We start from the raw sequence: 13929 nt of genomic DNA, 5'->3' as shown, positions 1-13929 counted from the left end.
AGAATGTCCTCGGCGACCATCACCCCCATCGCGTGGTTGGCCTCCGGGGTGCAGGCGGCCATGTGGGAGGTGAGGGTCACATTGGGTGCTGTGCGCAGCGGGTGGCCGGGAGGGAGGGGTTCCGCGGCGAAGGCGTCCAGCGCGGCGGCGGTCAGCTGTCCACAGTGCAGCGCCTCGGCGAGCGCCGCGTCGTCGACAAGCCCGCCGCGGGCGGCGTTGACCAGGACGGCACCCGGCTTCATCGCGGCCAGGCGGGCGGCGCCGAGCAGCGGTTCACCGGAAGGCGGCGGAAGGTGCAGGGTGACCACATCGGCCCCGGCGAGAACCACGTCGAGTGGGGCAGGCTCGGCGTCTGCCGCACGGACCGCTTCGTCGGCCACGTACGGATCGTGCGCGAGCACCCGCATGCCGAACGCCCGCGCATAGCCGGCGACGAGGCGGCCGATCCGCCCGAAGCCGACGACGCCGAGGGTGCGGCCGTGCAGTTCGGGGCCGAAGAGCTTGGGCCAGCTGCCCTCCGCGACCGCGTGGTGCGAGGCGGTGATCCGCCGCGTGGCGTCCAGGATCAGGCCGAAGGTGTACTCGGCCACGGCCCGGGAGTTGGAGCCGGGCGCGCAGACGACGGGGATGCCCCGGTCGCGGGCCGCGTCGAGGTCGATGGTGTCGGTGCCGACGCCGTGCTTGGCGACGACCTTCAGCCGCGGTGCCGCGTCCAGCACCTCGGCGGTGATCCGGTCCATGCCGGCGATCAGTGCGTCGGCGCCGGATATCCGCTCCAGCAGCTCCGGGTACGGCAGCGCCCGGTCGCCGTACGGCCGGAGCGGGCCTGCGCCGCTCTCGGCGAGCAGGGTCCACGGCGCTGCCGAGTGCCGCGCGAAGGTGGGCGTGGTGATGAGCGTGGTGAAGGCCGGGGAGCTCATGCGCCGGTGCTCCGGGCGGCGGCGAGGTGCGCGGTTGCGGCCTGCTGGAGGTGGACGACATCGGAGGCGACGCTGGCGAAGGTGAACCCCTCGCCGAGCCTGCGGGCCGCGCTCGCGCCGTCGGCGTTGTGGATACCGGCGGCGATACCGGCGGCCTCGGCGGCCTTGCTGATCCGGGTGAGGGCCGCCTCGAACTCCGCGGCGACGTCCGGGTCGGTCGAGGTCCGGCCGCCGATGGCCAGCCGCAGGTCGGAGGGGCCGACGTAGATGCCGTCGAGGCCGGGCGTAGCACAGATCTCCTCGACGGCGGCCAGCCCCTCGGCAGTCTCGATCATGGCCAGCACGGCGGTCTGTGCATGGGTGTCGGCCGGATCGGGGCCGATCCGCAACTGCGCCCGCATGGGCCCGTAGGAGCGGCGCCCGTGCGGCGGATACCGTACGGCGCCGACCGCGTCGGCCGCGTCCTGCGCGGAGTTGACCAGCGGCACGATGACGGCGGCGGCACCGGCGTCGAGGGCGCGGCCTATGCAGGTGAGGTCGTTGGCCTCGACACGGACCACGCCGACGGCGGTGGAGCCCCGGGTGTCGGTGGCGATCAGATTGTTGAGCAGCCCTTGGTAGCCGAACAGACCGTGCTGGGCGTCGAAGGCCAGGTAGTCGTACCCGACACGGGCGAGGCGTTCGGCGGCGACGGGGGAGTCGAGCAACGACCAGTAGCCGAGGAGGCGTTGGCGGTTGCGCAGGGCGGCGGTGAATTGCGCTGCGGTGGTCATGGCGGTTCTCCGGACGGGAGGAGGAGGGGCTCGGGCCTGGTCAGCGGTTGTACGCGGGCATCGGCCCGCGCAGCGCGGCGCCGACGGCGTCGCAGGCCGCGATGGTGTCGGCGGACAGCGGACCGGCCTGCGCCGCGGCGATGTTGGACCGCAGGTGCTCGGCCTTCGAGCCGCCGAGCAGCAGCGCGTCGGTGGAGGGGCGGTGCAGCAGCCAGCGCAGGGCCAGTTCGGTGAGCGGGACACCGGCCTGGTCGGCGACGGCGGAGAGCTGCGCGACGGCCTCGAAGAGCTCCGCGTTCCAGTAGCGCTGCTTGTACATCGCGGCGAGCTTCGAGTCGCCGAACCGGCCGCCGTCCGGGTCGGTCCCGAAGCGGTGCCTGCCGGTGAGGAGGCCGCCGCCGAGGGGGTTGTAGACCATGGTGCGCAGCCCGCTGACCGCCGCGTACTCGACGTACTCCTCCTCGATCCGCCGGGCGAGGAGGTTGTGCAGCTGCTGTGCGATGACCGGACGCGGGGCGCCGACCTCGTCAGCGGTGCGGGTGAGCTCCGCGATCTGCCAGGCCGCGTAGTTGGAGACGCCGAGGGCGCGGATCTTCCCCTCAGCGGCGAACTCCGCGACGGTCGCCAGCGTCTCGGCCATCGGCGTACTGCGGTCGGGCTGGTGGAGGTAGAAGAGGTCCACGTGATCGGTGCCGAGCCTCTTGAGGCTGCCTTCGAGTGCCGCGCGCAGCCCCGCGGAGGAGAGCGGGGCGTGCTCCCCCTGGTCGGGATGGGGGATGCCGGCCTTGGTGGCGAGCACGATCTTCTCCCGGCGGCCGGGCAGCAGCTCGGCGAGTATCCGCTCGCTCTCGCCGCCCGCGTATCCGTTGGCGGTGTCGACGCCGGTGATCCCGGCGTCGAGGGCGGCGTCCAGCATCCCGGCGGCGCCAGCGCGGTCGACGGTGTCGCCGAACGTCATGGTGCCCAGGACCAGGCGGGACAGCGGTACGGGGACGGAGGGCAGTCCGATGCCCTGCGGGCCGGGGCCGGGGCTGGAGCCTGGGTCAGAGCCGGGGCGGTTGCCGGTGCCGGTGCTCACGAGCGGTTCCTTCCGGTACGGGTGCCGCGCGCCGCCCGCCCCGGGGCGGATGGCGCACGGCCGTTGTCGTGCAGGGCACGCTCGCATGGTTGCGCGTTCCGCGCAAGAGTCTCGCGCGAATCGCGCATCCTGTGCCATCATCGAGTGCCATCGGCGCCGTGGCCCCTGGCTCTCTGCGTGCCGTGTGCACAACCCGCGCGAAGCCCGGCCCGCGCGGAGCGTTGAAGGAGGTTCTTGTGTCCCCTGGGACTGGCGTCGCGTCGGTCGTGGCCCTCGCCGACGATCTGTCGGGCGCTGCCGAGGTGGCAGCGCTGCTGCGGCTGCCCGCCCGGCTCGTCCTCGACCCGTCGGACCTGCGCACCTCCCAGGGCACTCCCCAGGACCACCGAGCAGCCGTCGTCGCGGACCTCGACTCACGCCAGGCGCAGGGCAGCACGGCGGCCGGAGCCGTACGGGCCGCGCTGGCCTGCGCCGACGCAGCCCGCTCGCCCCGCCATGAGCCGGTCCTCCGGTACAAGAAGTCCGACTCGTTGCTGCGCGGCAACGTCGGCGCCGAGGCCGTCGCCTTCGCGGAGGGCGCGACCGCGGTGGTCGTGGCCATGGCGCTGCCCGGCGCGGGGCGGGCCGTACGCGAGGGCGTGCTGCACGTCGACGGCGTACCGCTGCACGAGAGCGCCGCCTGGCGTGCCGAGGGACGCACGGCGCCCCGGTCCGTCGCCGAAGCTCTCGCGCCACTGCCCACCGCCCACGTACCGCTCGAGGCAGTACGCCAGAGGGCCGACGGCCTCGCCGCCCTGCTGAAGGACGTGGCCGCCCAGGGCCGGCACCCGGTCTGCGACGCCGAGACCGACGCCGACCTCTCGGCCGTCGCCGAGGCCGCGGTGACGCTCGGGCCCGGATACCGGCTGCTGGGCAGCGGCGGACTCGCGGCGGCCCTCGGCCGGCACATCGGAACCGGCACACCCGGACAGGCGGCCGACCACGAGAAGGGCCTTGACCTCGGGGTCAACCACGTTGGCAACGCCGCCGACAGAGGCTTCGACGCAGCCATCGACGACGGCGCCACCGCCGCTCCGCATCCGCTGCTCGTCGTCGCCGGGAGCGCGGAGCCCGTCGTAGGTGCACAGATCGCGCAGCTGGTGGCGGCCGGGGCGCGTCATCTGCCGCTGTCTCCCCGGTCGTTGGCCGCGGACGAGCCCGTACCGCTGCCGCCGCTCGCTTCCGGCACCGTCACCGTGATCTCGGTTGACGGAACCGACGGGGTACGCCCGGACCGGGCGCGGCTGCTGGTCGCGGGGCTGGCGCGAACGGTGGCGGCGCTGCCCGGCCGTCCCGATCTGGTGCTCACTGGGGGAGAGACCGCCCGCCGGGTGCTCGACGCCGTGGGAATCAGCACCCTGCAGCCGGTGGCCGAGCTGCACCACGGCGCCGTCCACTCCCTCACCTGCGACGGGCGGTCGGTCGTCACCCGGCCCGGCAGCTTCGGCGGCCCCGACTCCCTCCACCGGATCGCGACCGCGCTCCGCCCCGGACTTCTCTCCCCGCCCGTACCGCCACCCCGGCCCACCGCGCCCGCCTCGTCCCTCGCCCCGCAACCCACGCCCGCAACAGCAACAGCACTGCCACGTCAAGGAGTCAACCGGTGAACGCGCAGCAGCCCCTTCCCCTGATCGGCCTCACCATGGGTGACGGCGCCGGCGTCGGCCCCGAGGTGATCGTGCCGGCGGTGCTGGACGCCGGGACGCTGCGCCGGTGCAGGCCCGTGGTGATCGGCGACGCCGCACGGCTGCGGGAGGCGGCCGGGATCCTCGGCGCCGACTGCGAGATCGTGGCCGTCGAGACCCCCGCCGAGGCCGAGTTCACCCCCGGCCGGGTCAACGTCGTCGACCTCGCACTGCTCCCCGCCGGGCTGCCCTGGGGCCGGCTCTCCGCAGCGGCGGGCAACGCGGCGTACGAGTACGTCAAGCGTGCCGCCGAGCTCGCCGTCGCCGGGGAGATCGACGGCATCTGCACGGCGCCGCTCAACAAGGAGGCGCTGCACGCCGCCGGGCACCTCTATCCCGGGCACACCGAACTGCTGGCGCAGCTCACCGGCGTCGAGGAGGTGTCGATGATGCTCTCGACCGAGCGGGTGAAGGTCATCCACGTCACCACGCACATCGGTCTGCTGGACGCCGTGCGCCGGATCGAGCCGGGGCTGGTGGAACGGACCGTACGCCGTGGGCACCAGGCACTGGTCAGGGCCGGCCGGGCGAACCCTGTCATCGGCGTCTGCGGCATCAACCCGCACGCCGGCGAGAACGGGCTGTTCGGTTACGGCGAGGAGGAGGAGAAGATCGTGCCGGCGCTGGCGAAGGTGCGCGAAGCGGGCATCGACGCGCGCGGCCCGCTCCCCGCCGACACCGCCTTCTTCCTGGCCTCGCGCGGGGATTACGACCTCATCGTGGCGATGTACCACGACCAGGGCCACGGGCCGGTGAAGGTGCTCGGCATCGAGGCGGGCGTCAACCTCACCGTCGGCCTGCCGGTCATCCGCACCTCGGTGGACCACGGCACCGCGTTCGACATCGCGGGTACCGGCAAGGCCGAGGCCGGTAGCATGATCGAGGCGCTGCGGCAGGCCGCCGAGATGTCCACCGCCGGCTGAACCGGCGAGCAGCGAAGGACAGTTGGACCGACCACCGCGAAGGACACCTGATGCCGCCCAATGGATCGCAGGCCCGCCGTGAGGAGATCCTCCACCTCGCCACGACCACGGGTCTGGCCAGCGTCGAGGAGCTTTCACAGCACTTCGGCGTGACCGCCTCCACCATCCGCCGCGACCTGGCCAGGCTCACCGCCGACGGCCGGCTCGCCCGCACCTATGGCGGCGCGATGGCGCTGACCGCGCACCCGGAGGCGTCGCTGCGCCAGCGGACCGGCGAGGCGTATCCGCAGAAGCGGGCCATCGCCAGGTGGGCGGCGGCGCAGGTGCAGCCGGGCGAGTCCGTGCTGCTGGACGCCGGCTCGACGGTCGGGGCGCTGGCCCACGAACTGCGGACGGCCGAGGACCTCACCGTGGCCACGACCGGGCTGACGGCGCTGCACGAGCTGGCGGACGTCGAGACCGTCCATGTGGAGTGCCTGGGCGGCACATGGCGTCCGGTCAGCCAGGCGTTCGTGGGCCCGCTGACCGAGGCGGCGCTGGAGCGGCTGACGTTCGACCGGGTCTTCCTGTCCGCCGACGGCGTCACGGCGGACAACGGGATCTGCGAGGCGGATCTGCGGCAGACCCGGCTGAAGGAGCTGATGGCGCGCCGGGCCGCGCACACCTACGTACTGGCGCACGCGGAGAAGCTGGGCCGGGCTCCGTTCCACACCTGGGCCGCCCTGCCGTCCGGCTGGACGCTGGTCACGGACGAGGGCGCGAGCCCCGCGCAGGTCGCGGAGTTCACCGAGCGGGGCGTGCGGGTGGTACGGGCCGAGCCGGTCGAGGAGCTGGGGGCGGAGTCGGCCGTGGCCCGCTGACGCCGTGGCCCGCTGACGCCTCGGGAGGGCGGCAGCGGGCCACGTGCGGATCCCCGGACGGACGCCGTACGGGCGCCGTACGGGCGCTGCCTCAGCCGTTCGGGTCGAACGGTATGCCGTCCGGCATCGCCTCGGACAGATGGCCGTTGAAGGTGTCGTCCTTGATGCCGAGCGTGGCGCTGCCGAAGTCGGCCGCTGTCAGCTTGTCGCGCAGGCCTGCGGGGTAGCCGTCCCAGCCGACCAGGGAGGGGTACTGCCAGGCACCGCGGTGGTTCTCGGGCGGCTCGTCACCGCCGTCGTTCTTGGCGGCGCGGAAGCAGTGGGTGCTCACCCCGTCCTTGTGGTAGACGACCTTGGGGTGGGTGCCCTCGAACGGCAGATCGTCCTTGCCGTGCACGGTGAATCCGCCGTGGTTGGAGGTCGAGACGTACTCGACCTGGTCGTTGTGCACCCAGACCACGACATGCTCCCAGTCGTGCCGGTGCCCGGCGCTTCCGCCGCCCAGCGCGGCCTGGTCCTTCTCGAAGTAGGAGGCGTAGGCGAGGGCGCACCAGTCGTTGTTGCACTTGGTGCGGGAGTATCCGTTGGTGTTCTCCAGGTCCGACGCGTCGTGACAGTTGCCGTTGACGTCGCCGCCGATCTTCAGGCCAGGTGCGATCGTGCCGTCCGGGCCGATGGCGGGAGTCGCGTAACAGCCGTCGGTGTCGTAGTCGTAGGCGGGCTGGAACTTCTGCTCCAGCGCGCTCGCGTTCGCGGGCAGCGCCTGCGGCGGGTCGGCCAGTGCGGTGCCGGGCAGCCCGACGACCAGAGCGAAGGCCCCGGCCACGACGGCCGGGGCCCTTCTGCTCCACCTCGCGGCCCGGCGGGGCCGGTCGGCTGGGGCGTGATGCGGGGCGTTCGCCTCTCTCATGTGCGCACTCCACAGTGGGGGGTGAGTTGCCCGGCTCACGCTGCCGTGAGTCGCGGCACCTGCCAAGAGGGCCGAACGGCTTTGTGACCCCCCGCACTTCACCTACCAGGGGCCCCGCTTCCCCCGGCCCGGGTGCGCCGGCGTGTTGGTACGGCACCCCTGCCGAAAGTCAGGGCTGCCGCTGCCTTTCGTGGGTGCCTGACGCCGGGCGCCGCTTCCTACGCTCCAGCCCATGATCCGTACACCTCGTGCGGCGGCCGCCCTGCTGGCCGCCGCTGTGCTCAGCACGACAGCCACGGCCTGCGCTTCGGCCGAGGGCCCGGCGGCGCCCGGCGCCCGCTCCGCCGTCTCGAAGGCCACGGGCGCGGACGCGCAGCGCGACACCCGCCTGGCCATACCCCGGCCGACCGGCCCCTGGGCCATCGGCAGGGACACCCTGCAGCTGACGGACGAGCACCGCCGCGACCTCTGGGTCCCGTCGGCCGGCGCCCGCCGGGTGATGGTGTCGCTCTTCTACCCCGCCCGGCGCGGTGCCCAGCACGGCGCCCGCGCCCCGTACATCTCCGCGAAGGAGGCCGAACTGCTCCTCAAGGGGCTGAAGTTGGACACGTCCTTCCAGCCCGGCCGGCTCACCTCTGTCCGTACGAACGCCCGCACCGGGGCCCGTCCAGCGCCGGGCAGGCACCCCCTGGTCGTGCTCTCGCCCGGCTTCACACTGCACCGGGCCACCCTCACCCGGCTCTCGGAAGAGCTGGCCTCGCACGGCTATGTTGTCGCACTCCTGGACCACGCCTACGAATCGTTCGGCACGACCTTCACCGCCAGCTCAGCCGCACCCTCGGACGGCTCCGCCGGACGCACCCTGACGTGCGTCGCCTGCAAGACGGTCGAGAGCGCTCCCGACGACGCGGCGGAGAAGAGACTGCTGGCCAGGGCGGCGCGGAACCGGGCGGCCGACATCTCCTTCGTCGTCGACGAGTTGACCACCCCCTCGAAGCCGTTGAAGCCCTTGGAGCCCTCGAAAGCCTCGAAATCCTCGACGGAGAAGAACAGCAAGCGGCCACGCGACTACGCGGCTCTCATCGATCCCCGCCGGATCGGCGCAGCGGGCCATTCGCTCGGCGGCAACGCGGCGGCGGTCGCGGCGGGTACGGACCGCCGTATCAAGGCCGCGGGGAACCTGGACGGTTCGTTCTTCGCGCCCGTGCCCCGGGCGGGCGCCGGGCGCCCGGTACTGATGCTCGGCACCCGGAAGGGGCACAACCCGCGGGCGGACGACGTGACGTGGCCGCGGACCTGGCAGCGGCTGCACGGCTGGAAGAGGTGGCTCACGGTGGCCGGCTCCGGCCACTTCACCTTCATCGACCTGCCGATCCTTGGTGGACAGGCCGGTGTCACCGATCCCTCGGCGCCGCTGTCGGGCAAGCGCTCAGGAGAGATCACCACACAGTATGTGACGGCGTTCTTCGATCACCACCTGCGCGGGCTGCCCCGCCCGCTGCTGGACGGCCCCTCGAAGGAGAACCCGGAGGTGGACTTCCACACGCCGTAGCGGCGGGCCGGACGGCGTCAGGCGCTCCGCCGGGTGAGTCTGCGACGCAGGCCGCGGGTGAGGCGCAGGCGGTCGACCCGGACAGTGAGCGCGGTGTCCGGCTGAAGCTTGGCGTACATCGGTACGAGGCCGCGGCGCCAGCGCGCCACGCTCGGCGGCAGCTCCGGCTGCCCCAGGGGGAGGGTGTGGCGCCAATTGGCCGCGGTTATCCGCAGCGTGGCTGTCCACCGGCCCGGGGGCAGGGTGTCGAGGGGGAGGTCAGCCGAGAGTCGTCCGTTCTCCTGGAGCAGCAGGGGGAAGTCGAGAGTGGCGCCGGCGGCCGCCAGCCGTACGACGGCGGATCCCGGCGGCGGAGCGACAAGGTTGGTCGTACCGCGCAGCTGCAGAAAGGTCCCGTGCCAGGCGGGAGGTTCCGCTTCGAAGCGCAGCTCTTCGCGGAGCCGGGCCTTCGCGACATGCTGGAGGCGCAGGGTGAGATTGCCGAAGGCGGTGGGGTAGAGCCTGGCCATCCGGATACCCCCCGAGCCGTCGTCGGCGAGGCAGCTGACGGGGCACACGCCGGCGTCCGGGTCGCGCTGATTGCCCAGCCGTACGGTCTTGGCAAGCCCGTTGACGGTGTAGCGCAGATACAGGTCCCAGAAACCGTCGGCCATGGGGGCATGGGTTCCGTCGCCGCCGAGGAGGTCGAAATCCGCTTCGAAAGAGTCACCGTCGAGGCGGATTTCGGCGTGCTGCGTCGTGGTGTCCTTGCCGCGGTGCTCCAGGAAAATCTCGACGTTCCGTTCGTCGAGGTGCCCTGCCTGGTCCAGCCCGGCACGTCCGCGCAGCCGGAGCCGGGTCCCGGTGAAGGAAAAGCCGGAAAGGCGGTGGGTGAGGGAGAGATGCTCCGTCACGTCGAAACATGCGGCAGGGCTGTCGGAAGAGGCTTTGTGGTCCGGCGGATAGTGTGCGAGCGCCCTTCCCTGCGATATATGGATGCGGAACGGCAAACGGTTCTTGGCCGGCCGGGTATGGGTCAGGAGTTCTTCCAGATTGCCGTGCTGGGTGAGATGACACCGCAGGCGCTCGATCGGTCTCAGCCGGGGCCAGAAGGAGTCGCAGTCGTGATCGGCGACCAGTTTCTGCATGCGGTTGAACTCGCGCAGCTGGACTGCGGATTCGGCTTCCCTGCCCAGGAATTGGAACGCGCCCTGCAACTCCACGGCGAAGTGCCGTAGCAGAAGGGCGTCGCGCTGCGGCCCGGGTTCCAGCTCGGTCCGCAACAGCTCACACACCTGGTCGAGCGAGTCGAGGGCCGGCTGGGTCTTGTTCGTATAGGTCAGATGCTGGCCGTCGGGGCGCCGTACGAGGTAGTAGCAGTCGTAGTCGGCGACCACGGAAATGCGGCGTGCGCGCAGATAGGCGAGCGCGGTGAACGGCTGGTCCTCGCCGATCCGCAGCGAGGTGTCGAAGCGCAGCTGCAGCCGGTCGAGAAGCTCTTTGCGGAAGAGTTTCTGCACGGAGAGGGCCCAGTAGACCCGCGAGGTGAACAGGTCGGCGTCGGGCTGGTTGGCCCGGAACATCGACCGCGGCACTCGCCGCCCCACCGAAGCGATCTTGCCGAGCACGACATCGGCACTGTTCTCCTCGGCGGTCGTGGTCAGCCGAGCCAGTGCCTCGGGTGCCAGATAGTCGTCCGCGTCGAGGAAGAACACATACCGCCCTGTGGCGGTGTCGAGAGCGCGGTTGCGTGGGCCCGAGGGGCCGCCGGAGTTCTCCTGGTGGATCACCCGCAGCAGCCGCGGGTGCCGCTCGGCCAGGAGATCCAGCTCCGCTGCCGTGCCGTCCGTCGAGCCGTCATTCACCACGATCATCTCTATGCGGCCGGGGTCCAGAGACTGGTGCGTGACCGAGGCGATACAGCGCTTGAGGTAGGGGAGGGCGTTGTAAGCAGGTGTTATTACGCTTACGAGGCGTTCTGCGGCATCCATGTGCAGAAGGGTCCCATTCAGGCGTACTGCTGCCAGGAGATGCCGTGCGTTCGGGTGAATGGGGCCCTGTGGGGCGACATTTCAGCACGGAACGTGCTGGATCTCTTACTTACGGCCACCAAAACCGGACGGCTGCCCGGTCACCGCGAGGTGAGGGGCAGCCGCCTGGTGGGGTCGTCGGCTCAGTAGGGGCCGTTGACGTTGTCGATCGAACCGTAGGTCTTGGCCGCGTAGTTGCAGGCCGCGACGATGTTGGCGACCGGGTCCCGCTGGTCGTAGGCGGTGCCGGCGACGTGGTAGGCGTCGAAGGTCGGCTTGATCACCTGGAGCAGACCGATGGACGGGGTGCCGTTCTGGGCGTTGATGTCCCAGTTGTTGATGGCGTTGGGGTTGCCGCCGGACTCCCGGATGATGTTGCGGTGGATGCCCTGGTAGGTACCCGGGATGCCGTGCTGCTTCATGATGGCCAGCGCCTCGTTGATCCAGCCGTCCAGGTTGGTCGACTGGGTCTTGTGCACGGTGCTGGTCCGCTGGGCGGCGTCGCGGTCGGCGCGCTGCGTGGTGCTGCTGCGCTCGGCGGGGGCCTTGGCGGTGTCCAGGGTCAGCTTCTGGCCGGGGCGGATCAGGTCCGGGTCGCCGCCGACGGTCTTCTTGTTGGCGTTGTAGAGGGTGGACCAGCCGCCCTTGATGTCGTGGTCCACGGCGATCTGGTACAGCGTGTCGCCGGTGACGACGGTGTAGGAGCTGGCCTTCTGCTCGGTCTTCGCCTGCGAGGCGGCACCGGCCTTGGCGGTTCCGGCCTGCTTCTGCTCCTGGACCTTGGCCGGTGCGGAGGCGGCGTGCGCGCTTCCCGCTGTCAGCAGGGGAGCGGCGATTCCCGCGCCACCGGCAACGAGGGCGAGCGAAAGCCGGGAAATGTGGCGGGCGCGGCGGGATTTACGGGCATGACGGCCACGTGACATGGGATTGTCCTCTCCTAGCGCCTGCGAGGTGAGCTGTCGGATTCGGGCTGGAGTTGCCCGGCCATAACCCGTGCGCGAGGCGCAGCGGGCATGACTTCACCCCTAGCCGGGCCGCCGAGTGCGGCACGGCACGTACTTGGGTCCCCCGCTCCTGCCGCGTGGTCTGGTGCGAATTTCCCTCGCCGGGCGGCAGGATTCGGCGCCCCGGCAGTGGAACTCCGGCCGTTTACGGAGGCCGGAGCGAGGACACAGAAACACAACGCATTGTTCGGAGCAAGATGCTCGTTTTGAACGCCGGGTATCCGGGAAAAATGATCTCGGAATTCTTCAACGCTGTGCTGTGGATCATTTTCTGAGCGTAAAGCGGTGCGGCGGGCGCATTTCCGAAACCGTATGGGCGCAAAGTTTGTTGACGGCCCGCCAGAAGATCTTGCTCGCGCTCCGCTGCTCGCGGTGTGTTTCTTGACACAGCGGCTACGAAGTGACAACGAGGGAGCGGTAAGTCACCTATATCCGGACATTACGCGCTGAGAGGTGGTAAAAGCGTTGGTTCACGGCGCTGTTGATGCACCCTCCCTCCGCACCGAAAAAGCCCGGGAGCCCGCGGCCGGCACAGCGGCGGCCGCGGGCTCCCGGGTGTTCAGCGGCGTGTGTGCCGCGTCGGGTCGGAGGAACCGGTCGGGGGAACGGTCAAAGAACCGGTCAGAGGAAGCTGACGTTCTGGGCGAGGGACAGCTCGCTGGAGTAGTTGATGGTGTTGGTGGCCGAGCGCATATAGGCCTTCCAGGCGTCGGAGCCCGACTCACGCCCGCCGCCGGTCTCCTTCTCGCCGCCGAAAGCGCCACCGATCTCCGCGCCGGAGGTCCCGATGTTGACGTTGGCGATGCCGCAGTCGGAGCCGGCCGCCGAGAGGAAGATCTCGGCCTCCTGCTGGTCACGGGTGAAGATGCTGGACGACAGGCCCTGCGGGACGTCGTTGTGCAGCGCGATGGCCTCCTCCAGGGTGTCGTAGGTGAGCACGTAGAGGATCGGGGCGAAGGTCTCCTCCCGTACCACCTCGTTCTGCTCGTCCACACGCACCAGGACCGGCTCGGTGTAGGCGGCCTGCGGGGCGGCTTCGGCCAGCCGCCGGTTGCCGCCCGCGAGGATCTTGCCGCCCTGCGCCTGGACGCGGGTCAGCGCGCTGTTCATCGTCTCCAGGGCCGCGGTGGAGATGAGCGGGCCCACCAGCGTGTTCTCGTCGAACGGGTCGCCGATCGGCAGCTTGCGATACGCGCTGGTCAGCCGCTCCACCAGCGGCTCAGCGACGTCACGGTGCACGATCAGACGGCGCAGCGTCGTACAGCGCTGCCCCGCCGTGCCCGCCGCGGCGAAGACGATGCCCTGCACGGCCAGGTCGAGGTCGGCCGAGGGCGCGACGATCGCGGCGTTGTTGCCGCCGAGCTCCAGCAGGCTGCGGCCGAAGCGGGCCGCGACGCGAGGGCCGACCTCGCGGCCCATCCGGGTCGAGCCGGTGGCGCTGACCAGGGCGACGCGGGGGTCGTCCACCAGCTGCTCGCCCACGGCACGGTCGCCCAGCAGCAGCCGGTGCACATCGCGGGGCGCCCCGACGTCGTCAGCCGCGCGGGCCAGCAGGTGGTCGCAGGCCAGCGAGATCAGCGGGGTGAGCTCCGAGGGCTTCCAGACGACTGTGTCACCGCAGGCCAGCGCCACAGCGGTGTTCCACGACCAGACGGCGGCGGGGAAGTTGAAGGCGGAGACGACGCCCACCACACCCAGCGGGTGCCAGGTCTCGGCAAGGCGGTGCCCCGGGCGTTCGGAGGCGATGGTGCGGCCGTAGAGCTGCCGGGACAGGCCGACGGCGAAGTCGCAGATGTCGATCATCTCCTGAACCTCGCCCAGCGCCTCCGAGCGGATCTTGCCCGCCTCGATGGTGACGAGATCGGCGAGATCGCTCTTGTGCTCGCGCAGCAGCTCGCCGAGCCGCCTCACCAGTTCCCCGCGGCGCGGCGCCGGTGTGGTCCGCCAGGTGAGGAACGCGGTGTGCGCCGCGCCGATGGCGGCCTCGGCGTCCGCCGCACCGGACGCCTTCAGCCCGAACAGGTCCTCACCGGTGACCGGGGTCCGCGCGTGGAAGTCGCCGCCTTCCGGAACGGTGACGCCGATGGCGCCGAGGCTGGTGCGTGCGCGGGCCCGCAGCTCGTCGGTGGTGGGCAGGGTGTTGCTGGTCATGGTCATCCTTACGGGTGGGAGGGAC

Annotated in this window: 11 protein-coding genes and 1 riboswitch; of the genes, 4 read left to right on the top strand and 7 right to left on the bottom strand. The window is 71.3% G+C overall.

Annotated elements, in window-relative coordinates:
- The 3 genes from ITI46_RS28900 to ITI46_RS28890 form a co-directional block, all read right to left on the bottom strand.
- The coding region (locus ITI46_RS28900; protein ID WP_209242868.1) for a phosphoglycerate dehydrogenase at positions 1-920 on the bottom strand (920 nt) is incomplete at its 3' end.
- The gene (locus ITI46_RS28895; protein ID WP_209242867.1) at positions 917-1693 is read right to left on the bottom strand and encodes an HpcH/HpaI aldolase family protein; all 777 of its coding nucleotides are present in this window, start codon (positions 1691-1693) and stop codon (positions 917-919) included. The genes ITI46_RS28900 and ITI46_RS28895, both read right to left, overlap by 4 nt.
- Before the next feature lie 40 nt (positions 1694-1733).
- Complete coding sequence (locus ITI46_RS28890; RefSeq protein ID WP_372452095.1) at positions 1734-2771, bottom strand: aldo/keto reductase; 1038 nt, start codon at positions 2769-2771, stop codon at positions 1734-1736.
- Positions 2772-3007: 236 nt separating this feature from the next.
- Between ITI46_RS28890 and ITI46_RS28885 the strand changes: the two genes are divergently transcribed.
- Genes ITI46_RS28885 through ITI46_RS28875 form a run of 3 tightly spaced genes read left to right on the top strand, consistent with a single transcriptional unit; the run spans position 3008 to position 6278 of the window.
- Positions 3008-4417 carry a four-carbon acid sugar kinase family protein gene (locus tag ITI46_RS28885; protein WP_307808366.1) on the top strand — a complete coding sequence of 470 codons (1410 nt, stop codon included), beginning with the start codon at positions 3008-3010 and terminating at the stop codon, positions 4415-4417.
- Positions 4414-5418, top strand: coding sequence for a 4-hydroxythreonine-4-phosphate dehydrogenase PdxA (pdxA, locus tag ITI46_RS28880; RefSeq protein ID WP_209242866.1), 1005 nt, complete (start codon positions 4414-4416; stop codon positions 5416-5418). Before ITI46_RS28885 ends, pdxA begins: the two co-directional genes overlap by 4 nt.
- Positions 5419-5468: 50 nt before the next feature.
- Positions 5469-6278, top strand: a complete 810-nt coding sequence (locus tag ITI46_RS28875) for a DeoR/GlpR family DNA-binding transcription regulator (protein WP_209242865.1) — start codon at positions 5469-5471, stop codon at positions 6276-6278.
- A 91-nt stretch (positions 6279-6369) separates the two neighbouring features.
- Here ITI46_RS28875 and ITI46_RS28870 read toward each other — a convergent pair whose 3' ends face one another.
- Positions 6370-7188: an NPP1 family protein gene (locus ITI46_RS28870; protein WP_209242864.1), complete on the bottom strand. Its 819-nt coding sequence runs from the start codon at positions 7186-7188 to the stop codon at positions 6370-6372.
- A 232-nt stretch (positions 7189-7420) separates the two neighbouring features.
- On the opposite strand from ITI46_RS28870, the gene ITI46_RS28865 reads away from it, so the two are divergent.
- Positions 7421-8740 carry an alpha/beta hydrolase family protein gene (locus ITI46_RS28865; protein WP_209242863.1) on the top strand — a complete coding sequence of 440 codons (1320 nt, stop codon included), beginning with the start codon at positions 7421-7423 and terminating at the stop codon, positions 8738-8740.
- Between the two features lie 17 nt (positions 8741-8757).
- On the opposite strand, the gene ITI46_RS28860 is transcribed toward ITI46_RS28865, so the two are convergent.
- The 3 genes from ITI46_RS28860 to amaB all read right to left on the bottom strand — a co-directional run bounded on the left by ITI46_RS28860 (position 8758) and on the right by amaB (position 13904).
- On the bottom strand, positions 8758-10710 hold the full coding sequence (locus tag ITI46_RS28860) for a glycosyltransferase family 2 protein (protein WP_209242862.1): 1953 nt from the start codon (positions 10708-10710) through the stop codon (positions 8758-8760).
- 182 nt (positions 10711-10892) lie between these two features.
- Positions 10893-11672 carry a LysM peptidoglycan-binding domain-containing protein gene (locus tag ITI46_RS28855; RefSeq protein ID WP_209242861.1) on the bottom strand — a complete coding sequence of 260 codons (780 nt, stop codon included), beginning with the start codon at positions 11670-11672 and terminating at the stop codon, positions 10893-10895.
- A 4-nt stretch (positions 11673-11676) separates the two neighbouring features.
- Positions 11677-11851: riboswitch (cyclic di-AMP (ydaO/yuaA leader) on the bottom strand.
- Between the two features lie 523 nt (positions 11852-12374).
- Entirely contained in the window at positions 12375-13904 is a 1530-nt protein-coding gene (amaB, locus tag ITI46_RS28850) for an L-piperidine-6-carboxylate dehydrogenase (RefSeq protein ID WP_209242860.1), read from the bottom strand.
- Positions 13905-13929 lie beyond the last annotated feature (25 nt).

The organism is Streptomyces oryzae, assembly GCF_017676365.1.
GTDB lineage: Bacteria > Actinomycetota > Actinomycetes > Streptomycetales > Streptomycetaceae > Streptomyces > Streptomyces oryzae.
The sequence above is the reverse complement of the archived record's forward strand: the minus strand, read 5'-3'. Positions and strand labels throughout refer to the sequence as shown.